Annotated in this window: 20 protein-coding genes and 1 tRNA gene; 4 read left to right on the forward strand and 17 right to left on the reverse strand. The window is 67.3% G+C overall.

Translation table 11 applies throughout. From position 1 onward, the window contains the following. Window positions 1-2: 2 nt before the first annotated feature. The 14 genes from QQA13_RS07725 to QQA13_RS07790 all read right to left on the reverse strand — a co-directional run bounded on the left by QQA13_RS07725 (window position 3) and on the right by QQA13_RS07790 (window position 10,310). On the reverse strand, window positions 3-674 hold the full coding sequence (locus tag QQA13_RS07725; protein WP_108473175.1) for an HK97 family phage prohead protease: 672 nt from the start codon (window positions 672-674) through the stop codon (window positions 3-5). A 109-nt stretch (window positions 675-783) separates the two neighbouring features. Continuing rightward, complete coding sequence (locus QQA13_RS07730; RefSeq protein WP_159082237.1) at window positions 784-948, reverse strand: hypothetical protein; 165 nt, start codon at window positions 946-948, stop codon at window positions 784-786. A 119-nt stretch (window positions 949-1,067) separates the two neighbouring features. Beyond that, the gene (locus tag QQA13_RS07735; RefSeq protein WP_108473176.1) at window positions 1,068-3,086 is read right to left on the reverse strand and encodes a bifunctional DNA primase/polymerase; all 2,019 of its coding nucleotides are present in this window, start codon (window positions 3,084-3,086) and stop codon (window positions 1,068-1,070) included. After that, the gene (locus tag QQA13_RS07740; RefSeq protein WP_108473177.1) at window positions 3,073-3,432 is read right to left on the reverse strand and encodes a hypothetical protein; all 360 of its coding nucleotides are present in this window, start codon (window positions 3,430-3,432) and stop codon (window positions 3,073-3,075) included. Before QQA13_RS07740 ends, QQA13_RS07735 begins: the two co-directional genes overlap by 14 nt. A 65-nt stretch (window positions 3,433-3,497) precedes the next feature. Next, complete coding sequence (locus tag QQA13_RS07745; RefSeq protein WP_108473178.1) at window positions 3,498-4,136, reverse strand: hypothetical protein; 639 nt, start codon at window positions 4,134-4,136, stop codon at window positions 3,498-3,500. Then, a complete protein-coding gene (locus QQA13_RS07750) occupies window positions 4,133-4,357 on the reverse strand; it encodes a hypothetical protein (RefSeq protein ID WP_108473179.1) in 225 nt (74 codons plus the stop codon). Before QQA13_RS07750 ends, QQA13_RS07745 begins: the two co-directional genes overlap by 4 nt. After that, window positions 4,354-4,545, reverse strand: a complete 192-nt coding sequence (locus QQA13_RS07755) for a DNA-binding protein (protein WP_108473180.1) — start codon at window positions 4,543-4,545, stop codon at window positions 4,354-4,356. The genes QQA13_RS07750 and QQA13_RS07755 overlap by 4 nt, the downstream gene beginning before the upstream one ends. Window positions 4,546-4,638: 93 nt before the next feature. Then, on the reverse strand, window positions 4,639-5,232 hold the full coding sequence (locus QQA13_RS07760) for a hypothetical protein (RefSeq protein ID WP_108473181.1): 594 nt from the start codon (window positions 5,230-5,232) through the stop codon (window positions 4,639-4,641). Continuing rightward, window positions 5,229-6,305, reverse strand: a complete 1,077-nt coding sequence (locus QQA13_RS07765) for a tyrosine-type recombinase/integrase (RefSeq protein WP_108473233.1) — start codon at window positions 6,303-6,305, stop codon at window positions 5,229-5,231. The genes QQA13_RS07760 and QQA13_RS07765 overlap by 4 nt, the downstream gene beginning before the upstream one ends. A gap of 88 nt (window positions 6,306-6,393) precedes the next feature. Then, window positions 6,394-6,480: transfer RNA gene (locus QQA13_RS07770), tRNA-Leu, on the reverse strand. 61 nt (window positions 6,481-6,541) lie between these two features. Next, complete coding sequence (locus QQA13_RS07775; protein WP_108473182.1) at window positions 6,542-7,777, reverse strand: TraB/GumN family protein; 1,236 nt, start codon at window positions 7,775-7,777, stop codon at window positions 6,542-6,544. A 78-nt stretch (window positions 7,778-7,855) separates the two neighbouring features. Then, window positions 7,856-8,746: a carbon-nitrogen hydrolase gene (locus QQA13_RS07780; RefSeq protein ID WP_108473183.1), complete on the reverse strand. Its 891-nt coding sequence runs from the start codon at window positions 8,744-8,746 to the stop codon at window positions 7,856-7,858. 57 nt (window positions 8,747-8,803) lie between these two features. Continuing rightward, a complete protein-coding gene (locus QQA13_RS07785) occupies window positions 8,804-9,838 on the reverse strand; it encodes an agmatine deiminase family protein (protein WP_108473184.1) in 1,035 nt (344 codons plus the stop codon). A gap of 106 nt (window positions 9,839-9,944) precedes the next feature. Then, entirely contained in the window at window positions 9,945-10,310 is a 366-nt protein-coding gene (locus QQA13_RS07790) for a hypothetical protein (protein ID WP_108473185.1), read from the reverse strand. A gap of 203 nt (window positions 10,311-10,513) precedes the next feature. Here QQA13_RS07790 and QQA13_RS07795 point away from each other — a divergent pair, with 203 nt between their 5' ends. The 4 genes from QQA13_RS07795 to QQA13_RS07810 all read left to right on the forward strand — a co-directional run bounded on the left by QQA13_RS07795 (window position 10,514) and on the right by QQA13_RS07810 (window position 15,781). Next, entirely contained in the window at window positions 10,514-12,442 is a 1,929-nt protein-coding gene (locus QQA13_RS07795; protein WP_108473186.1) for an ABC-F family ATP-binding cassette domain-containing protein, read from the forward strand. 2 nt (window positions 12,443-12,444) lie between these two features. Continuing rightward, window positions 12,445-13,365: a phosphoglycerate mutase gene (locus QQA13_RS07800; RefSeq protein ID WP_108473187.1), complete on the forward strand. Its 921-nt coding sequence runs from the start codon at window positions 12,445-12,447 to the stop codon at window positions 13,363-13,365. Beyond that, window positions 13,362-15,119 carry a single-stranded-DNA-specific exonuclease RecJ gene (gene recJ / locus QQA13_RS07805; RefSeq protein ID WP_108473188.1) on the forward strand — a complete coding sequence of 586 codons (1,758 nt, stop codon included), beginning with the start codon at window positions 13,362-13,364 and terminating at the stop codon, window positions 15,117-15,119. The genes QQA13_RS07800 and recJ overlap by 4 nt, the downstream gene beginning before the upstream one ends. A 296-nt stretch (window positions 15,120-15,415) precedes the next feature. Next, a complete protein-coding gene (locus QQA13_RS07810; RefSeq protein ID WP_108473189.1) occupies window positions 15,416-15,781 on the forward strand; it encodes an STAS/SEC14 domain-containing protein in 366 nt (121 codons plus the stop codon). Here the strand turns inward: QQA13_RS07810 and QQA13_RS07815 are convergent. Genes QQA13_RS07815 through QQA13_RS07825 form a run of 3 tightly spaced genes read right to left on the reverse strand, consistent with a single transcriptional unit; the run spans window position 15,768 to window position 20,217 of the window. Continuing rightward, window positions 15,768-18,272 (reverse strand): PEP/pyruvate-binding domain-containing protein, encoded by a 2,505-nt coding sequence (locus QQA13_RS07815; protein ID WP_108473190.1) that lies wholly within the window; start codon window positions 18,270-18,272, stop codon window positions 15,768-15,770. The genes QQA13_RS07810 and QQA13_RS07815 overlap by 14 nt on opposite strands. After that, the gene (locus QQA13_RS07820) at window positions 18,269-19,132 is read right to left on the reverse strand and encodes a phosphatase PAP2 family protein (protein ID WP_108473191.1); all 864 of its coding nucleotides are present in this window, start codon (window positions 19,130-19,132) and stop codon (window positions 18,269-18,271) included. Before QQA13_RS07820 ends, QQA13_RS07815 begins: the two co-directional genes overlap by 4 nt. Then, on the reverse strand, window positions 19,129-20,217 hold the full coding sequence (locus tag QQA13_RS07825; RefSeq protein ID WP_159082238.1) for a 1-acyl-sn-glycerol-3-phosphate acyltransferase: 1,089 nt from the start codon (window positions 20,215-20,217) through the stop codon (window positions 19,129-19,131). Before QQA13_RS07825 ends, QQA13_RS07820 begins: the two co-directional genes overlap by 4 nt.

The raw sequence follows: 20,217 nt of genomic DNA on the forward strand, positions 1-20,217 counted from the left end.
TTTCAGAGTCGGGATGCGCTGCGCAGCAGAATTGCCACGGCGCGTTTTGTGACGTCGGCCGAAACACCCTCGCGGCGTTCAATCTCTATCGCGCCATCGCGGCGCAATAGTGGCCATGCTGCAGCGGTGGCCTGTTTGGCTTGCCGCTGTGTCAGGTCGAGCGCGCGACGGATCGCACGTTCAAAATCGGTGGGGCTCTGCATATCGGCGAACGCCTTGATGCCGCTTAGGCGCGCGTCGGGATTCGCAGGGACGGCCACCAGCGAAACTTCGATCAGGTCCAGCGCGTCGATCACTTGCACGCCGCCCACGTTGCGTATGTCCGCGGCGTTGGCTGTGAATTGCACAGACATCGAGAGACCTCCGATGCGTGCGAGTGCATACGCGCGCTGGCCGGCCTCGGTATCGACGGCAATCCTTCCGGTAACGCTCAAGCCCACCGCGTCGACCTCGGCCGCCGTGATGGCGCCAAGGGGCTGCAACGGATCATGGTCGGCCAGCAGTGGCACGTTCATGCCGCGCGCGGCCCAGGTGGCCAACGTGTCGTCGAAAGCGTGCGGGGAGATTACGTCGCCTTGTCGATCGGGCTGCGGCCCGAATGTTGCCGCGTAGCCGGTGAAAGTGCCGGCAGCAGCAGAGGCGTCGAGTAACTTGGCGTGAAGTAGTTTCAGCATGGGGGCCGTCTCGGTCCTGTCGTTAGGGACAGCGTGCCGAGTCGTCTCCGGGCTGCCTATGTCGCTGCGTGCGCTTCGATGCGTTTGCGTGCGGTTCCGTGCAACGACTTCACACGTCGGCGCGCTGGCGCTCGATGAACTCGGCCAGGTCGGCCAGTCGATAGGTCACGCGGCCGGCGACTTTGTAGAACGCCAGCGGGCAGGAACCGGCGCGCAAGTTGCGCAACGTGCCGGCCGCCAGCCCCACCAATTCAGCGGCGGCGGGTTCACTCACTCGGCCATCGCCAGTGATGGGGATGGTCGATGCGCGCGCTGTAGCTTCCAGAGTTGCAAGGCAATCGGCGATGCGCTCCGCTAAATCAGGGACGGCAATGCGCTGGTTATTTGCGGCTCTCATTCCCCTTGTACCCCTGCACCCGGAACTGGCGCACTGGCGCGCGTTGCCGGCGCTAATTCGCTGGTTTGCGCTAGTTCTACAACTGGCGCTAACTGGCGCACTGGCGCAACGCTAAATTTCTCCCGTCGATGGCGTGAGTCGTTTAGATATTCCTCGACCACAATCCGACCGCTGCGCTGCAGGTCGGTAATTGCCGCCCAGAAGTCCTCGCGCCCACGCGCGCCGCGCAGTGATGCCGGCAGGTCGGGCAGGTTTTCCAGTACCCGTTGCGTCGTCGCCGGGCCGCTTCGCGCCGCGGGGACGTTCACGCCATCGGCCACTGCGGCCACGATCGCCGCCAGCACCGCGTCGGCATCCGATCCGGCCGCGCCGTCGATGTACTCCGCGCGATCGGGGATCAGCACGCCGGAAGGTGTCCACGCGAGCCGGATCGGCGCGGCCTTTGCACCTAGATTGAGCTTTTCCTGCACCAGCTCTTTGCCGATGCGCGTGTCGACCAGCGCCAGCCGTGAGCGCGCCGAGTTGTGCCAAGCGCTCGAACCGCTGTAACTATTGCCCTGTGAGCCGAACCGCGCCGCGGCCTTGTCGATGTGAGCCAGCAGCATCACGCCGGCATCGTTTGCGCGCCCCAGTCCGGCCAGCTCACGAATGAAGGTCCGCACTTGCCGCCGATCATTCTCGGGGCCGTCGTAGGCATCCGATGCATTGTCCAGGATGATGAGGCCGGCACCGCCCACCGCGGCGCGCAGTTCGCCAAGCGTCGCCGTCGGCACCAGCGAGCGCACGCCGAACGCGGCATGTTCCGTCATCAGCGCGGACAGCCCAGCGCTACCGTCCAGAATCGTCAGCCCGGCCAGCACCGCCGCGGCGTCCAACTGGTAGCCCTCGATAATTTTGCGCAGTCGATACCGCACGATCTCCGCGGCATCCTCCAGCGACACGAACAGCACCGGGCGATGCTGCACCGTGAGCCCGGCCCAAGGTTGACCGGCCGCAACGTGCGCACCGATGGCCAGCGCAAGGATGCTTTTACCGCTGCCGCCGTGCGAACCGAACAGGGTCAGATGGCCGGCAGGGATCAGCGGGTTAACGATGAATTGCGGCGGCGCTACGGTCGCGCCCATGACGTCGGCAATCTGCACCGCTTGCAACGTCGGCCCGGTGGGTGCATTGATTGGCAGCGGCTGGTGGCCGAACAGCTCAGACGCGCGGCGCATGGCTGCCGGATTTTGCCAGCCGTTGCGGGCTGCAGCTGCAAAAATTGCGGCCGGGCCGGTGGAGTCGTGGCCGATCGTCTCGAACGTATCCGGGTCGGTGTCGGCGTTGTGCTTGTCGCTTGTCGCACTCCATGAGACCCACAATTCCCGCCCAGCTTCGCCAAGCGATCGCAGCGCAGCCCCAGCGGCAATCCATTGGTCCCGGCTGTCCGCGTCCAGCACCGTGAGCGCGTCGGCCAGGTCGGCGAGTAGCTCGGGCGTCGGCTCGATCGTGGTCGACGTTGCGGGGCGATCAGCGACCGGCGCCAGCGCAGCAGCAATAAGCCAAGCGGGCGCCGGTGCGATCGGGGACAAATCAGCCCACTGATACGCGCAGCCGTCGACCACGGTCGGCGGTGCGACGACGTAGCCACCAGCGCCGCGGACGTCCAGCGCTTTGCCTACCTTGTCGGCGCTGTTGCGGATCGGTTCGGACGTCGAAAAATAATAGTGAAACCCACCGGATGCGGTGCGCGCGGTCAGCGTCTGCGGCAGCGGGCCATGCTCGGCGATCAGTGCGGCGAGTGATTCCGCGCCCGGCTTGCCGTTGGTGTCGACGTCCAGGACGATCACCGGCGCACCGGTGGCAATGCCAATCCCCGCGGCCGGTGTTTCTGTCCACCACGCGGCGACCGTCGCGGCGTCATTGGTTGCGGCGTTCTGCCAGCCCGGCAACATCGGCAGCTTGCTACCGGGTCGCAAGGGATGGACGCGCCACCCAGCCGCGGCCAGCTGCGCGGCGTATTCAAGATTGTTCATCGGGGGTTTCCTCGGTGTCGTGCTGGCGCTCGATCACTTCAAGCGCGGCAATGGATCGGCAGAGAGCGGTGGACAGACGACGCGCGCCGGACAACGTGGCCAGGTCAGGGACGCATGAGCGCCAGCCCGACGTGATCGCGGCCATAGCCCTGCCGTGCCCGGTCACTTCCGCAGCGATGGTTGCCGCGGTCACTGGCGCGGCCTCGACTTCCTCGGGGAGGGTCAAGACCTCCAGCGCGCGCAGCAGTCCGTCGACTCGCTCGATCAGCCGATAGGTTTCGTCCAGTGACGGGCGTCTCGTTGTTAACGTCGAAGTGGCCTTCGTCAATCCGGCGATTGCGTACACGGCACGCTTTGCCGCGTGGAATGCTGGCGATTGCCGGGGCCACGTTTCGGGATCGGGCCGGCGGCTCACGGCTTCACCGTCCGGGCGATAGATGCGCGCGCCGCTGCTACCTTTTCCGGCGAGTCCAGCGGCGCGATACAGCGCATCGGATACAGGCGAACCAGCGACGCCACCGCGCGCGCAAACTCACGCATGGCTGCGCTCGGGTTTTTCACCCAGTCGAACGTGGATAACGTGGGCTGCATCCGCTCGGCGCGCAGGTCGGCCAGCTCGGCGCGCACCTCGGCCAGTTCCGCCAGCAGCTCGTCGGCGTCCGGTCGGCCTTCTGCGTCAGCTTCCACGTCGTCGGCAAGTTCCCCCAGCACAGAGAGCACCGTCAACCTGTTGCCCCGCATGGATGCGTACCAGGCCATGCTGCGGGCGATCAGTTGCGCGGTGGTCTGGCCGCCATAGCCCGGCGTGAGCCACAGTCGAAGCAGGTTCAAGGATTCACGATCAGCGGCAATGCGCGTCAGGCCCATGATCAAATAGACGGCTATCCATACATCTGCAGCATCGGGCGCGTCCGGTGCATGGCAGTCGACAATAATCGTCCAGCCTTGCACCTCGGCGTAGTGGTTTCGGTAGACGCCACCGTCGGAATCCATGAGCGGCGCGCAGACGTCCAGCGCTTCCGTTATGGCTTGGAAATTGCGAGTGATCATGGGCCGACCTCCACAATCATCGCGTTACCCACGATCGCCCACGCGCGCCGGTACATCCAGTCGCGCAGGGCAGGCGGTAGCGGCTGGCCGGAAGCGAGCCACGCGTCACAATGGCGCAATGCGCGCGCGTCGGCGCCAGGTTCGCCACGTTCGGCGGCTTCGATCAGGCCGGGAGTAACCACGGCATCGGGCGGGGCGAGGTCGAACGACTGCGCGTTCATGCCGCGACCTGCTGCGCGTCGACCCATGCGCTGAAGGCGTCGACGTCGATATACACGCGGCGGCCGATGCGCACCACAGCGGACTGCAGGCCGTTGGTTGCGGCGTTGAAGATCCACCAGCGCACTTGCGCCTCGGTGAAGGGTGATTCTGCGGCGAACTGGGTCACCGACTTTAGGTTGCGATTCATTACCATCTCCCGTTGTTGACCATTGCTGGTCGGTAGGGAGATGGTCGGCGGGGCTGTGTTGTCAGCGCGCCCGGCTATGACAACTTTCTGAAGCTACTGCGCGGGCTTGCTGATCTTCTTGCGCACGGTGTCGACCTTTTCGTCGATCAGAGGCGCTATCAGTTGAGCGATGGCGCGCGCGCTTTTGCCCGCGTGCTGGGGCTGCGCCCACTTTTCCTCGGCCAGACGTTGCCACTCGTTCTGGTTGTCCACTGACACACGCTTTCGATCGTCATTGGCGCGTTTTAGGGGCTTGCGCACGCGTGCGCCGGTGTCGATGACGGCGCGCGCATCGTCAAAGTGAACCGCGTGTTTCATGTGCGCATGGAAGGTGTCTAAGTGGCGGGCAGCTTCGACCCAGTCCGGCGAGGCCTTGAGTATTTCCGCACTCAGGAAAGCCCACGTGTCGCGCAGATCGTCGCGCAGATCGCTGGCGGGCTCGCGCTCGATAATACCGGGGGCGATTTCGCGCAACTGGTAGTAGGCCCATTTAATCCGCAGCGCAGGGAAGTGTGCCGGGTCGCGCTTGGCCGCTTCGATCTGATCGAAGATATCGCGCTTCGCATCGTTGTCCGGCTGGTCGGCAAGCCATTGGGCGAGTCTGGCGACGACGATGCCCGAGAATCTGGCTTTCAATGCGAAGGTCATTCGTCGTCCCCCAAGAAATTGCCGGCCATGCGTTCCAGTACGCTGCGTGTGTGGTCCCCGGTCATGTGCGAGTAACGACGCGCCATAACCAGCGTTCGGTGGCCTAGCGCCTCGGCGACCTCTGCCAGGCTCGCGCCGTTCATCGTCAAATAGGAGGCGGTCGTGTGGCGCAGGTCGTGGAAGCGGAAGTCCACCAGCCCGGCAGCCGTGCGCACCTTCGCCCACGGTTTATCAAGGTTGGCCGGGGCATCATCACTGCGGCCCTTGAACACCCAGCCGGTTTGCGTCGGGTCGCTTTCCCACTGCTGGCGGATCGCGGCGACCGCAGGCCCGACCACTGGCACGCGCCGCGGCTGCCCGTTCTTCGTGTCACGGAATAGCAACGTCATGCGCTCAAGGTCGACGTCTTCCCAGCGCAGCGGAAAGATATTTCCTCGACGCGCGCCGGTGGCCAGCGCCAGCATCACGGCGCAATAGATGTTTGGGTCGTCGCTCGCGCGGCAGGCGGTCAACAGGGATTTGCGCTCCTCGTCAGACAGGAAGCGCACCACGCCCGCGCCTTCGCTGCGCTTCGTGATCGCCAACACCGGGTTAGAAGGCAACCATCCAAGCTCTTTCCACGCCCACTTACAGACGGCAGACAGGGCGGCCAGATAGCGGTTTACCGTAGCGCCCGACAGCACGCCACCACCACGCGCGGACGGCTTGGCGGACAGCTCTGCGCGGTAGCTGGCGACCGTCTGCGGCGTGAGTTTGTCCAGCGTCACAAAGCCCGCTTGATCCTTCCACCACTGCAGCATGGCGGCGACCTTCCCGCCGTCTTTGGCGTTGGGCTTCACGGGGAGATATTCCGTGGTGAATTTTTCGATCAGCTCGCCAAGCGTGCGGCGGCGGTCGGCCGTGGTCGGCACATAGGAACCGTGGCCCATATCGCTCTCGGCTTTGGCCGCCCAGGCTACCGCGTCGGTCTTGCGCTTGAACGTGCGGCTACGGGGACGTTCACCACGCACACGCACACGAGCCTGATAGCTCGTTGTCCCATCGTGTCCCACGCGTCGAACAATAGTGGCCATGATTGACCCTTGCTGGCTGTTGTGTCCCGTGAGTGTCCCACGGTCAGAGCAGATCAAACAAGGTAAGGCGGTAAGTTGTTGATTTTATTGGTGCCCGGAGCGGGGCTCGAACCCGCATGGCCTTGCGGCCGAGGGATTTTAAGTCCCTTGCGTCTACCAGTTTCGCCATCCGGGCGCGGTGTCCGCGGCAAGCTGCGGGCGGGCGCATCGTAGCATGTGCCGCCTCGGTGACCGGGTCAGAACAGGCTCTTGAAGATGTGGATGCCGGCGCTGTACTCGCCGATGATGGTGCCCACGCTGACCAGGAAGAAGTTGAGCAGGGTGCGCGCCACGCGGTTCTTCCACCAGCCGCTCCAGTGCACGATGTCGTCGCGCAAGGTGTCGAAGTCGACCACCCGCGGGCGGCGCGCCCAGGCTTCGGCCATCGCGCTGATGCCGCCGGCGGGGATGCCGGGGCGGAACGGCTTGATCGGTGCGGCGATGAAGGCAGCGACGACGCTGAGCGGATGGCCGCCGGCGACCAGTGCGCCCAGTGCGGCGAAACCGCCAGTGAACAACACCCAGGCCATCAGCGCCTGCGTGCCCAGCGACGCGTTGCGATGGAACGCCCAGGCGATCGCGGCGAACACCAGCAGTACCAGCCCGGCGGCCACCCATTTCGGCCAGCGTGCCTTCGGCGGTGAGACGGCAAGCTCGGCGACCTTGGCGGCAGGATCGTCCTGCTGTTCGCGCAGCAAGGTGCACAGGCCCTTGAGGTGGCCGGCGCCGATCACCACCAGCACGCGGCGGTTTTCCACCCCGGCGGAGCGACCGGATTCCTCGCGCAGGCGCGCGGCCATGAACGCATCACGCTCGCCGATCAGGCTGTCGTAGAGCGGCTTCGAGCTGCTGGCGAATTCGCTGAACGCACTTTCCAGCAGGTCGCCCTGTTTCAGCTTCTCGATCTCGCCCTGTTCGATGTCCTCGCGGTCGAACACACTGGCCAGCAGCCCGCCGAGCAGGCCGAAGCGCTGCCAGAAACCCACGCTACGCCAGGCGCGCTTGAGCGTGGTGCCGACTTCGCGGTCGATCAGCCACAGTGGCAGGCCACGCTGTTCGGCACCGTCCATCGCCGCCTTCATCTCGGCGCCGGGCTGGATGCCGGACTGGTCGGCCAGGCGTTTCTGGAACGTGGACAGCACCAGGCTGGCGGCGACCATGCCGGCCTTGCCCTGGCGGATCACCTTGAACAGGTCCATCTGCTTGAACGCTTCCGGGTCGCGCATGCTCTGCGCGCGGCTGTCGCACAGCTCCACCGCCACGGCGTCGAAGTGTTCGCTGGCCAGCAAGGCGTCGACCGCTTCCATGCTGCTGCGCGAGACGTGCGCAGTACCCAGCACCACGTATTCCACGCCGTCGCGCCGCACGCGCTCGATCGGCTGACCCTGCAGGGCGGCAGGCAGCGCGGTGGTTTCGGTTTCGGGAACACTCATGCGATCAGCAGGCCAGTCGTCGTGGAGAGTCCAAGCATGGGGACGACGGCCATGCAGAACAAGCAACGGAGCGGGGCTTCAGTCACGGAAGCGCTTGAGCAGGTCGGCGTACGCGTCGATGCGCCGGTCGCGCAGGAACGGCCAGATCCGCCGCACGTGCTCGCTGCGCGCCAGGTCGACCTCGACCAGCAGCAGTTCGTGCGCGTCGGTGCCAGCCTGGGCCAGCAACTCGCCCTGCGGGCCGGCGACAAAACTCGACCCCCAGAACTGGATACCGGCGCCCACGCCCGAAGGATCGGCCTCGAAGCCGGTGCGGTTGCACGACAGCAGCGGCAGGCCGTTGGCCACGGCGTGGCCACGCTGCACGGTGGTCCACGCATCGCGCTGGCGGTCCTTTTCGGCCTGGCCGTCGTTCGGGTCCCAGCCGATCGCGGTGGGGTAGAGCAGCAGTTCGGCGCCGGCCAGCGCCATCAGGCGTGCTGCTTCCGGATACCACTGGTCCCAGCACACCAGCACGCCGAGGCGGCCGACCGACGTGTCGATCGGTTCGAAGCCGAGGTCACCCGGGGTGAAGTAGAACTTCTCGTAGAACGCCGGGTCGTCCGGGATGTGCATCTTGCGATAGGTGCCGGCGATCGCCGACGAGCGGTCGAACACCACCGCGGTGTTGTGGTACAGGCCGGCGGCGCGGCGCTCGAACAGCGAGGCGACGACGACCAGCTTCAACTCCTCGGCCAGCATGCCGATGCGCGCGGTGCCCGGGCCGGGAATGCTCTCGGCCTGGTCGAAGATCTCCACCGATTCGTGCTGGCAGAAGTACGGGCCGTTGTGCAGCTCCTGCAGCAGCACCAGTTCGGCGCCGGCCGCCGCCGCTTGGCGCAGGCCGGCTTCGATTGCGTCCAGGTTGGCGTCGCGGCTGCCGCGGTCGGTTTCCTGCAGCAGCGCGACCTTGAGGGTCTTGCGGGTCATCGGCGTGAATCCTCGGCGTGTCGCCAGGCGTAGACCGTGCAGTTTAGCCGATGCGGCTCAGGCCAGCCCGGCGGGCAGCTGCATGGTGATGCAGTGCAGGCTGCCGTTCTGCCAGATCAGCGGGCGGCATGGCACCTGCACCACGACCCGGCCCGGGTGCGCGGCGCCGATGATGCGCGCGGCGTCATCGTCGGCCTCGTCGCCATAGGCGGGCACCAGCACGGCGCCGTTGACGATCAGGTAGTTCGCGTAGGACGCGGCGAGCCGGCGGCCCTCGTCGACGATTGGCTGCGCCCACGGCAGCGGATACAACTGGTACGGACGGCCGTCGGCTGTGCGCAGCGCCGCCAGCTCGGCCGCCATGCGCTGCAGCTCGTCGTGGTGCGGGTCGCCGGGATCGTCGCAGGCCTGGAACACGATGCGCTCGCCGGGGGCGAAGCGGGCGAGGGTGTCGATGTGCGCGTCGGTGTCGTCGCCTTCGAGGTAGCCGTAGTCTAGCCACAGCACGCGGTCGGCGTGCAGGCCGTCGCGCAGGATCGCGCTCATTTCCTCGCGCGACTGCTCCGGGTGACGCTGCACCAGGCAGCGCCAGGTGGTGAGGATGGTGCCGCTGCCGTCGCTCTCGATGCCACCGCCTTCCAGCGCCCAGTCGATGCGCCTGTGCGCGGCATGGCCGAACACGCCGGCCTGCACCAGCCCGGCGACCAGCGCGTCGTCCTGCGCGGCGCCGAACTTGCCACCCCAGCCGGTGAAGCGGAAGTCGGTGAGCTGAAAGCCTTCTGCCCCACCTCGCAGCGTGATCGGGCCGGAGTCGCGCAGCCAGGTGTCGTCGTAGGGCAGCTCGACGAAGCGGATCCTGGCGAGATCCACGCGGGCGTCGCGCAATTGCGACTGCACGTGCGCGCGCAGTGCAACATCCGCGACCACGATGATCAGCGGCTGGAACCGGGTCACCGCGACGGCCAGCGCCACGTAGGTGGTTTCCACCGCGACCAGCCGTTCAGCCCAGTCGGTACCGGTGTGCGGCCACGCGATCAGCACCGCGGCCTGCGGTTCCCATTCCGCCGGCAGGCGCAGGGAGTGGTCGGTCATGCTGGCGGCCTCATGCGGGGAAGGGCCGCACATTGTACGACGCGGGAACCGCACACATGAGAACGCGGCCCGTGTCACCACGGGCCGCGTCGTTCGTGTCATTGATTCAGTTGACGTCCGCCGGGTTGGTATTGTTGCCGGCCGGCGTGTTGAGCACCGCGTGGATCACGTGGCTGTGTTCGAAGTACACGATGAAGTTCGCGTATTCCCAGCGGTTGATCTGCGGGTGCTTCTTGCTGTCGCCGCCGCGCGGCGAGAGCTTGCGCTGCGGCGCGCCCCAGGTCTTCTCGACCTGGGCCATGCTCAGCCCACGCTTGGGCAGGTTCATGTCCTTTTCCTGCTGCACGCGGTGGATCAGCAGGCTGTCGCCGTGTCCGCGCGACTGGGCCGCACTGGCCGGCTGCGATACAGCCAGGCCGGCGGCAGCGGCCAGCATGATGACGATCGGCAAACTGCTCGTGAACTTGACCATGGTTCCCCTCTCCATACAAGGCTGTATGCGGCGTCGTTGTAGCAGAACCGCCGGTGCTGCGCCATGCCGATGGCCGTCGATTGCGATGGGTTCGGCATTCGCCTGTGCACGGCGGCACCAGCCGACGCGTCGAGAATAGCGCCATCGCCGCTATCATGGGCGGCTGCGGGCAACGACCCACCCGGTTCCGATCCAGGTTTTCCATGATTTCCTTCCGACATTTCGCCTTGCGCCGCGGCAGCCGTCTGCTGCTTTCCGACATCGACCTGGTGATCCAGGGCGGCTGGCGCCTGGGCGTGATCGGCCGTAACGGCTGCGGCAAGTCCAGCCTGTTCGCCGCGCTGCAGGGCACGCTGGAGGGCGACGCCGGCGAGCTGGAGATGTCGGGCAAGCTGCGGCTGGCATCGGTGGCACAGGAAACCCCGGCGCTGCCGGACGCGGCGATCGACTACGTGCTGGGTGGCGACGAGGAACTGGCCGCCGCGATGCTCGCCGAGGCCGAGGCCGGCGATCGCGGCGACATGGAGGCGATGGCGAAGGCGCACCACCGCATCGAGGAACTGAACGGCTACGACGGCCGTGCCCGTGCCGGCCGTCTGCTGCATGGCCTGGGTTTCCCGCCGGAAACGCACGAGCGCGCGGTGCAGGAATTCTCCGGCGGCTGGCGCGGGCGGCTGAACCTGGCGCGCGCGCTGATGTGCCCATCCGACCTGCTGCTGCTGGACGAACCAACCAACCATCTCGACCTCGATGCCGTGCTGTGGCTGGAGGAATGGCTGCGCCGCTACCAGGGCACCTTGCTGATCATCTCGCACGACCGCGAATTCCTCGATGGCGTGATCACCCACACGCTGCACCTCAACGACGGCAAGGCCAGGCTGTACACCGGCAACTACAGCGCATTCGAGCGTCTGCGCGCCGAGCAGTTGCGCCAGCAGCAGATCTCGCACGAGCGCGAGCAGGCTGAGCGGGCGCATCTGCAGTCCTTCATTGACCGCTTCAAGGCCAAGGCGACCAAGGCCAAGCAGGCGCAGTCGCGCATGAAGCGGCTGGAAAAGCTGGCCGGCACCGAGGCGGTGCGCGCCGAACGCCCCTTCAGCTTCCAGTTCCCGGCGCCGGGGCGGCTGCCCGATTCGATGCTGCAGCTGGAGGACATCACGGCGGGCTATATGGCTGACCCGGCTGCAGGAAGCGGCGAGGCGGCGCACATCGTGCTGGCCGACGTGCGCTTCAGCATCGAGGCGGGCGAGCGGATCGGCCTGCTCGGCCCGAACGGCGCCGGCAAGTCCACTCTGGTGAAGACCCTGGTCGGGGAACTCGAACCGTTCGGCGGCGAGCGCAAGGTGCACAAGGACCTGAAGATCGGCTACTTCGCCCAGCACACGGTGGAAAGCCTGCGCGAAGGGGCGAGCCCGCTCGACCACCTGCTGGACAAGGCGCCGGGCGTGGCCACCCAGGTCATGCGCGATTTCCTCGGCACCTGGAATTTCGCCGGTGATCGCGCATTCGAATCCGTCGATGGTTTCTCCGGCGGCGAGCGAGCACGCCTCGCGCTGGCGCTGATTGCCTGGGACAAGCCGAACCTGCTGCTGCTGGACGAGCCGACCAACCACCTCGATCTGGACATGCGCGAGGCGCTGGCCGACGCGCTGGCCGATTTCGACGGCGCCCTGGTGCTGGTCTCGCACGACCGCCACCTGCTCGGCATGGTCTGCGACAGCTTCTGGCGCGTCGCCGACGGCGTGGTGGAAAGCTTCGACGGCGACCTGGACGATTACGCCCGCTGGCTGAAAAATCGGGGCGCCGCCAGCAAGAAGGCCGCGAAGGCCGGCGCGGCAGCGAAACCGGTGGTGAAGGTGGTGGAAGTCTCGCCGGAGGAGCGCCGCCGTCAGGCCGCGGTCCAGCGCGACGACGAGAAAGCCGCGCGCCAGCGGGTAAAGAAGATCGAGGCCCGCACCGCCGCCATCGACACCGAGCTGGCCGCGCTGGAAACCCGACTGGCCGATCCGGCGACCTACAACGGTCCAACCAGCGAAATGATGCGGCTGGGCCAGCGCCAGACCGAACTGCAGCGTGAGAAGGAAGCACTCGAAACCGAGTGGCTGGAGCTGACCGAACAACTGGAGGCGTAGCGATGCCCGTGCCGGATCCGTCATTGCAACTGTGGCTGCACGCGCTGGCACATTTCGAACCCGCGCATCCGCTGCGCGCATGGCTGGCCCGGGCCGACCGCCTGCCGGATGGCGGCACCGGTTACCTGGGCGGTCTGGGCGATCATTTTCGCGGCGTCGACGCCGGCGTGCCCGCGGCGGCGATCACCCGCCAGTTCCTCGCCGGCGATGCGGCTGACCAGCTCTGGCTGTTGGCCGACCCGGCCTGGGTGGAGCCGGACATGAACGGCGTGCGCCTGCTCGCCTGCGGCCGGATGGGCCTGGACATGGACGCGGCGCAGGCGCTGGCCGAACCGCTGCGGCCGGTGTTCGACGAGGCCGGCATGCAGTTGGAAATCGCTACCCCGGATCACTGGCACCTGCGCCTGCCGCCCGATACGCCGTTGCCGGATTTCGCCGCGCCCGAGCAGGCGCTGGGCGAAGACCTGGCGCAGCACCTGCCGCAGGGTGCACAAGGGCGCCGCTGGCGCGTGCTGCTCAACGATGTCCAGGTGCTGCTGCACCAGCATCCGCTGAATACCCGGCGGCGGGCACACGGACAATCGCCAGTCAACAGCCTGTGGCTGTGGGGCGGCGGGCGCCTGCCGCCGCCATCGATGAGCGAACTGGCCGGCGTGGTCAGCGACGACCTGCTGCTGCACGCGCTGGCCGCGCGGGCCGGCGTCGCCTGGCAGTCGCGCACAGCCGAGGCCATCGCCGCCGGCGCGGCTGGCTGGCTGATCGACCTGCAGGATCTGCCGGCGCACGAGCTGGCCTTGCGCTGGTGGCCGCTGCTGCAGCCGTTGCTCGAACGCCGCGCCGTACGGCTGCATTTCGCCAGCGGCGAACGCTGGCAGCGCAAGCCCTGGCATCGCTGGCGCTACTGGCGCGGGGCAGGGCGTTGAGCGCGCTGCAATTGCGCCGGCGCGAAAGCCGGGGTGCTCCGACCGGCTGGCCGGATTCGGTGCATCCGGTGCTGCAGCAGGTCTACGCCGCGCGTGGCGTGCTGGAACCCGGCCAGGCCGAACACCGGCTGGCGCGGATGCTGTCGCCGCAGTTGCTGGGCGGCATGGCGCAGGCCGTCGAGCTGCTGGTCGAGGCGATCCGCGACGACTGGTCGATCCTGATCGCCGGCGACTACGACTGCGATGGCGCCTCCGGCACTGCGGTGGCGGTGCGCGGGCTGCGTCTGCTCGGCGCAAAGCGGGTCGATTACGCGATCCCGAATCGTTTCGCCCACGGCTACGGCCTGAGTCCGGCCTTCGTCGCCTCGCTGCAGCCGACGCCGCAACTGATCGTCACCGTCGACAACGGCGTGGCCAGCGTGGCGGGCGTTGCGGCGGCGAAGGCACGCGGTATCCGTGTGATCGTCACCGACCACCACCTGCCCGGCGAGCGGTTGCCGGCCTGCGACGCGATGGTGAATCCGAACCTGACCGGCGACCCGTTCCCCAGCAAGGTGCTGGCCGGCGTGGGCGTGATGTTCTACCTGCTACTGGCCTTGCGCGCGAAGCTTTATCCCAGCGATCATCCTGATCGCGAAGATCAAGAAGCGGCCATCCATGGCCGCACTGTTCAAAAGAGCCGGCGTCCCGATCTTTCGGGCTTGCTCGACCTGGTCGCGCTGGGCACGGTGGCCGACCTGGTGCCGCTGGATTTCAACAATCGCGTGCTGGTCGAGGCCGGCCTGCAGCGCATGCGTGGCGGTCGTGCCTGCGCCGGCATTGCCGCGCTGGTCGAGGCCGGCAAACGCAGCATGGCGACGCTGTGCTCCACCGACCTGGCCTTCACCGTCGGGCCGAGGCTGAACGCGGCGGGGCGGCTGGAAGACATGCGCCTGGGCGTGGCCTGCCTGCTCACCGACGACGTGGCGCAGGCTCACCGTTATGCCGGACAGCTCGACGCGATCAATCGCGAACGGCGCGACCTGCAGGCGTCGATGGTGGCCGAGGCCGAGCTGATGGTGGCTGGCCTGGGGCATGTCGATGCGGTCGGCGTGGCGCTGTTCGAGCCGTCCTGGCACGCCGGGGTGGTCGGCCTTGTCGCCTCGAAACTGAAGGAACGCCTGCATCGCCCGGTGATCGCGTTCGCCCCCGCCAGCGAGGACGACAGCAACCACCTGCGCGGCTCGGCGCGCTCGATTCCCGGCTTCCACATCCGCGACGCGCTGGCCGCGATCGACGCGCGTCAGCCCGGCCTGATCGAGCGTTTCGGCGGTCATGCGATGGCGGCGGGGCTGAGCTTGAAAGCCAGCGACTATCCACGTTTTGCCGCCGCCTTCGACGCGGTGGCGCGCGAACTGATCGAGCCCGAGCGCCTGCAGGCGGTGCTCTACACCGACGGCGAACTACCGCCTGGCACCGCCACGCTGGTGCTGGCGCGGCAACTGCGTGAAGCCGGCCCGTGGGGCCAGGCCTTCCCCGAACCGCTGTTCGACAACCTGTTCGAGTGCGCCAGCTGGAAGCTGATGGGCGGGTGCCACCTGCGCCTGCAGCTACGCGACCCGCGCGACGGCGCCGTGCACGACGCGGTGATGTTTAACGCGTACCACGGCCAGCCGCCACCGCCGCGGCTGCGCGCCGCCTATGAGCTGACCATCAACGACTGGCAGGGCCGCGAAAGTCCGCGTCTGTTGCTGCGCCATATCGAGCCGGCCTGAGCAGGGCCGGAGCCACGCGCACACGTTCCCTTTGTCATTCCGGCGAAGGCCGGAATCGCACCTGGCCGTGGCGAAATCCGATGACTGACGAGTTCACCGGCTTGATGCGATCCCGGCCTTCGCCGGGATGACGACACGGCGGGATGATGACGCCGCGGGGGTGACGACATCAGGCGAGAGTGGCGGTGCCGGCATGAGCGACGCTCCCTGCAAAAAAGTCGTACCGTCGCCGCCGACTTGCGCGCTTTTCACGTGTCGGGATCCAGACTGGCCTTCCCCACCCACGGAGAACGCCCGTGATCGCACAGATCGAAGGATTGCCGCCCGGCACATTGGGCTTCCGCGCCCACGGACAGGTCACGGCAGCGGATTACGAAAGCATCATCGTGCCGGACATCGAGGCGGCGTTCGCACTGAACCGCAAGCTGCGCCTGTTGTATGTCACCGCCGACGACTTCACCGGTTTCGACCCCGGCGCGATGTGGGACGACGCCAAGCTGGGCATGCGCCACTTCAGCGGTTGGGATCGCGTGGCGCTGGTCACCGATGTGGTCTGGCTGCGAGGCACCGCCATCGCCTTCAGCTTTGCCATCCCGGCGCAGTTCCGCCTGTTCCACGGTGTGGACATCGAGGAAGCCACGCGCTGGATCACGGCCATCTGAGAATCTCCACGGTACCGTTTCGACCATCGATGCGCACGCGCTGGCCGTTGCCGAGCAGGCGCATCACGTGGCGCACGCTCATCACGGCCGGCAGGCCCAGTTCGCGTGCGGTCACCGCGCCGTGCGACAGCGGGCCGCCGCTTTCGGTGATCACCCCGCGTGCCTGGTAGAACAGCGGCGTCCATGCCGGGTTGGTGGTGCGCGCGACCAGGATTGCGTCTTTCGGAAAGTGCGGAAAGTCTTCCGGGCCGCGCACCACGAACACTTCGCCTTCGACGATGCCGGGGCTGCCGCCGAGGCCCTTGAGCACGCTGCTGCCGTCGACCACGACCGGTTCCGCCTCGCCGAAGATCCAGTCCGGCGTGCGCGCGCAGGCGGCCAGGTAACCGGTCTTGTGTCGGGTCGCGGCGAGCGTGATCGGGGCCAGTTCGTCGCTGCGCAGTGCGTTGTCCAGGATCGCCAGCGGCACGAAATAGACGTCCATCGGATCGGCCAGCACGCCGCGCTCGACCAGCTGCATGCCGATCGCCTTCAACCCGCGGCGGAACGGCAGATGCAGGCGGGTGGTCTGGTAATGCTCCAGATCGTCCAGTGCGGTGTAGGTGCGGGCCAGCCGGATCACCTCGTGCACCAGGTAGCGCAGTTCCTCCGGCGCGTGATCGAGTACGGTGTGCTCCATCGCTGATTGCGCAGCCTTCTGGCGCAACTCGGCGGCTGCACGATCCTCGTCGGGGCGATCGACCAGCATCTTCAGCTGGTCCAGCACGATCTGTGGCGCCTCGACCCAGGTCGGGTGGTAGGCGTCGAAATCCAGTTCGCGATGACCATGGCGAGCCAGGAAGCGCTGGAACTCGGCGTGGAACGCAGGGTACTGCGGCAGTTCTTCCAGCAGTTCGATGCTGGGTTCGCTGCGCAGCCGCGCGTGCAGGGTGGCATCCATCCGCACCAGTCGCGACAGCGACCACAGCTCGGCATTGACCTGGCCGGTCTTGGTGTCGGTGACCGCCAGCAACTGGTCGAACACCTGCTGCGCCTGCTCGGCCGGCAGCGCCAGTCGCAGCATCTGCTGCAGGGCCAGGTACAGCGTGCGCTGGGTCAGCGAGATGGCGATGTTGGGCAGGAAGTAGCTGGCGCCCAGCGCGTTGATGCGCAACACGTAATCCCACAGCTCGTTCAGCGGGCGACCGTCCAGCGACTCGCGCATCAGGGCGCCGATGCCGAGCAGGTAGGTGTCCAGGTCGCGCATCCAGCGTACCGGCAGTTCCTGCACCCAGGCGAACTGCGCGGCGATCTGCGGCAGCGCGGCGCGGATGCTTTCCACGTCCTTGAGCATCTTCGCCGGCGTGCGGCCGCTGTAGAGTTCGACCGCGTTCTGGTTGCCGTAGATGTAGTAGTCGCGCATCGCGAACCACTTGTCGCCGAACGGCGGCAGGCCCATCAGCTTGAAGCTGTGGTTGAGCGAGGCGTGGAAGCCGGCTTCGCACAGGTCCCAGGTCAGCGGCGTGACCGGCGTGGGGAAACGCTCGGCCGATTCGTCGCGGGTCCAGCGCGGCGGGATGCGCGTCACCGCGCGCGACTGCAGCAGGTACAGCGTGCCGTCCTGCCACGCCCATTCGATGTCCTGCGGGAAACCGAAGTGCTGCTCGGCGGCCAGCGCCAGCTGCGCCACCGCGCGGCGTTGTGCTTCGTCGAGGGCAGGGGTATAGGCCTGTTCGGCCGACAACGTCACGTGGCGGGTACCGCCGGTGGCATCGGTCACCAGCGCTTGCGGCTTCTCGGCGATCACCGCCTCGACCTCGCTCATGTCGCTGCGCTTGAGGCAGTACTCGTCGACCGGCTCCTCGCCGCCGACCACCGTTTCGCCGAGGCCGAACGCGGCGTTGATCAGCACCTGGTCCAGTGCGCCGCGCACCGGATCGATCGAGAACGCCACGCCGGCGGCCTCGCGTTCGTTCACCAGCACCATCTTCTGCACCACCACGGCCATCGCCGCATCCAGGTGGTTAAGCCCCATCCGTTCGCGGTACGGCAGCACGTGCGCGTTCCACAGCGAGGCGTAGCAGCGGCGGATCGCGTCGAGCGCGGCATCGACGCCGCGGATGCCCAGCAAGGTGTCGTGCTGGCCGGCGAACGCGGCGCCGGGTAGATCCTCCAACGTGCCGGAAGAACGCACCGCCACCGGCGTATCGACCAGTCCGAATGCTTCCATCTTCGCGGCCAATTCGCCGCGCAGCGACGACGGCAACGGCTGCGCCAGCAGCAGCGCCTGGATGCGCTCGCTGCGCGCGGCGTGGTCGAGCGCGGCATCGTCCAGCACGTGGCGGATCGCCTCATGCAGCGGCGCCACGAACTCGCGATAGACCTCGCTACCGATCACGATGCCCGGCGGCACCGGCAGGTGCTGCGCGGCGCGCGCCAGGTTGGCGCCCTTGCCGCCGCTGACGGCATGCTCGGCAGCCTGCGGATCGGTGAACGCGAAGAGCTGGGTCATGCGAGGTTTTCCTTGCGGTAACGCTGGACGAAGGCGAGCACCGCAGCGGCGAGGGCGATCCCGCACAGCACGTCGATGCCATAGTGATAGCGCAGGTACAGCGTGGCCAGTAGCAAGGCCAGGATGATCGGCGTCAGCAGCAGCGCGATGCGCCGATAACCGCCCAGCGCGAAGAAGCCCAGCACATACACGCCGATGCCGCTGTGCAGGCTGGGGAACACGTCCATGCCGGTGATGCCAGCCTTGACCACACCAGCCAGCAGGGCGGTCATCGCGCCGCCGTGCACGGGATAGGGAAACACCTCGGGAAACGCCATGTAGGGTCCGCCGGCGGGCACCAGCAGATAGCCGGCAAAGCCGACCAGATACATCAGGGTCAGGCCGAGGAAAAACGCCTTCGCCTCGGGGCTGCGGCGGCGCACGCTGAACACGATCGCTGGCAGCAGCACCACGAAATAGAACAGGAAGTAGCCGCTGCTGAGCAGCTCCGACAGCCACGGCCGTTCCCAGCCCAGCAGGTGTTCCGGCAGGCTGCGGCCACCCCACAGATCACGATCCAGCGCCAGCAGCGTCGCGTCGGCGGTGTGCTGGATGAACACCTCGCGGATCGCCTTGAACAACGGAAAGATCAGCCAGCAGGCGACGAACTGCAGCGTGCCTTTCCAGCTTGCCCAGCCACTGCCGGGCGCAGCCCACGTGGCGGCCAGCAACAGCAGCCAGGCGATGCCGCCAAGCACGCTGGCGGCGTGCAGATTGGCGTCGTCCAGTCGCCAGGCGCCCAAGCTTCCGAACACGAGAATGAGTAGTAACTCGGCGGCGAAGGCGTGGCTGATCCAGCGCGCGATACGCGACGTGTTCATGGATTCCCCCGATGCATCACGCGCGGCCAGCGCCACCAGCCGAGTGCGGCCAGCAGCCACAGTGCCAGCAGCGGCCACGGCCAGAACCAGGTCATCAGCAGCAGACAGGGCAGCCAGACCACGGCCACCAGCAATCCGCCCACGATGCGGAAAAAGCTCACCGTATTGCGCGCATCCGCCTTGCCACCCGCGAACCGGCCGGCCAGCAGCACCGGCGCCGCCAGCAGTATGAAGGCAGCGACCACCAGCCAGTCCCAGGGCCATGAACGAGTGCGAGGTTGTGGTGGCGGTGGCGCCTGCGGATGTTGCTGGGCGTCGATCAATGCCAGCGCGTAGGACTCGCCCGCTGCGGCCCGCACCGTCGCCCAGGCTTCCGCCGCCGCAAAGGCCTCCAGGTTCGGACAGTTCACCGAGACCGCGTCGAGCGCGGCGGCGATCGACTGGTGGATGCGCCGTTCCCAGTCGCGATCGGATTCATCGGCGTCGCGTGCAGGCAAGGTCACCGGTACGCCGACCAGCGCCTCGACGCGTGAACGGAAGCGGTCCGGCGCCTGGTAGTGCAGGCCCAGCGGCAGCACCTCCAGTGACACACCCTCATCCAGCAAGGTGCGCGCGATGCGCGCCGCGCCGCGCTGGTAGGGCAGTGGCCGCCAGCCCCATTCGCTGCTGCCTTCGGGAAAGATCACCAGATCGCCGCCCGCACGCAATTGGGCGCAGCCGGCGTCGACGGGATGGGCGAACGCAGCGCGCCGGGTGCCGTAGCGTTCGTGATCCTTGTCGCGCACCACCGTGATGCCGTCGAACATCCAGCGCAGCAGCGGATGCCGCAGCAACTGGACCGAGACCAGTCCCTGCACCCCAGGGAACACGCGTAGCACGGTGTAGCCGTCGATCGCCCCGTTGCGATGGCTGCTGACGATCAGCCGGCCGCGGCGTCGCGGCACGGGTTGCTGATGGGCACCGACAATGCGGATGCGGCCGAAATAGAACCCGCGCAGCAACCCGGCCAGCAGTGGAATCCACCAGCGCAGCGACCGCCCTCCGGCGGGCATCGGTGCCGGGTCGGTGCGGGAGCGGGCAGACAT

The organism is Rhodanobacter thiooxydans (assembly GCF_030291135.1).
Lineage (GTDB): Bacteria > Pseudomonadota > Gammaproteobacteria > Xanthomonadales > Rhodanobacteraceae > Rhodanobacter > Rhodanobacter thiooxydans_A.

Bases quoted from the DNA above. Each gene is read 5' to 3' on its own strand.
- QQA13_RS07820 (WP_108473191.1), bottom strand. From the start codon at position 19,132: ATGAACACGTCGCGTATCGCGCGCTGGATCAGCCACGCCTTCGCCGCC.
- QQA13_RS07825 (WP_159082238.1), bottom strand. From the start codon at position 20,217: ATGTCTGCCCGCTCCCGCACCGACCCGGCACCGATGCCCGCCGGAGGG.
- QQA13_RS07815 (WP_108473190.1), bottom strand. From the start codon at position 18,272: ATGACCCAGCTCTTCGCGTTCACCGATCCGCAGGCTGCCGAGCATGCC.
- QQA13_RS07735 (WP_108473176.1), bottom strand. From the start codon at position 3,086: ATGAACAATCTTGAATACGCCGCGCAGCTGGCCGCGGCTGGGTGGCGC.
- QQA13_RS07780 (WP_108473183.1), bottom strand. From the start codon at position 8,746: ATGACCCGCAAGACCCTCAAGGTCGCGCTGCTGCAGGAAACCGACCGC.
- QQA13_RS07775 (WP_108473182.1), bottom strand. From the start codon at position 7,777: ATGAGTGTTCCCGAAACCGAAACCACCGCGCTGCCTGCCGCCCTGCAG.
- QQA13_RS07800 (WP_108473187.1), top strand. From the start codon at position 12,445: ATGCCCGTGCCGGATCCGTCATTGCAACTGTGGCTGCACGCGCTGGCA.
- QQA13_RS07790 (WP_108473185.1), bottom strand. From the start codon at position 10,310: ATGGTCAAGTTCACGAGCAGTTTGCCGATCGTCATCATGCTGGCCGCT.
- QQA13_RS07785 (WP_108473184.1), bottom strand. From the start codon at position 9,838: ATGACCGACCACTCCCTGCGCCTGCCGGCGGAATGGGAACCGCAGGCC.
- QQA13_RS07765 (WP_108473233.1), bottom strand. From the start codon at position 6,305: ATGGCCACTATTGTTCGACGCGTGGGACACGATGGGACAACGAGCTAT.
- QQA13_RS07750 (WP_108473179.1), bottom strand. From the start codon at position 4,357: ATGAACGCGCAGTCGTTCGACCTCGCCCCGCCCGATGCCGTGGTTACT.
- QQA13_RS07795 (WP_108473186.1), top strand. From the start codon at position 10,514: ATGATTTCCTTCCGACATTTCGCCTTGCGCCGCGGCAGCCGTCTGCTG.
- QQA13_RS07725 (WP_108473175.1), bottom strand. From the start codon at position 674: ATGCTGAAACTACTTCACGCCAAGTTACTCGACGCCTCTGCTGCTGCC.
- QQA13_RS07760 (WP_108473181.1), bottom strand. From the start codon at position 5,232: ATGACCTTCGCATTGAAAGCCAGATTCTCGGGCATCGTCGTCGCCAGA.
- QQA13_RS07755 (WP_108473180.1), bottom strand. From the start codon at position 4,545: ATGAATCGCAACCTAAAGTCGGTGACCCAGTTCGCCGCAGAATCACCC.
- QQA13_RS07745 (WP_108473178.1), bottom strand. From the start codon at position 4,136: ATGATCACTCGCAATTTCCAAGCCATAACGGAAGCGCTGGACGTCTGC.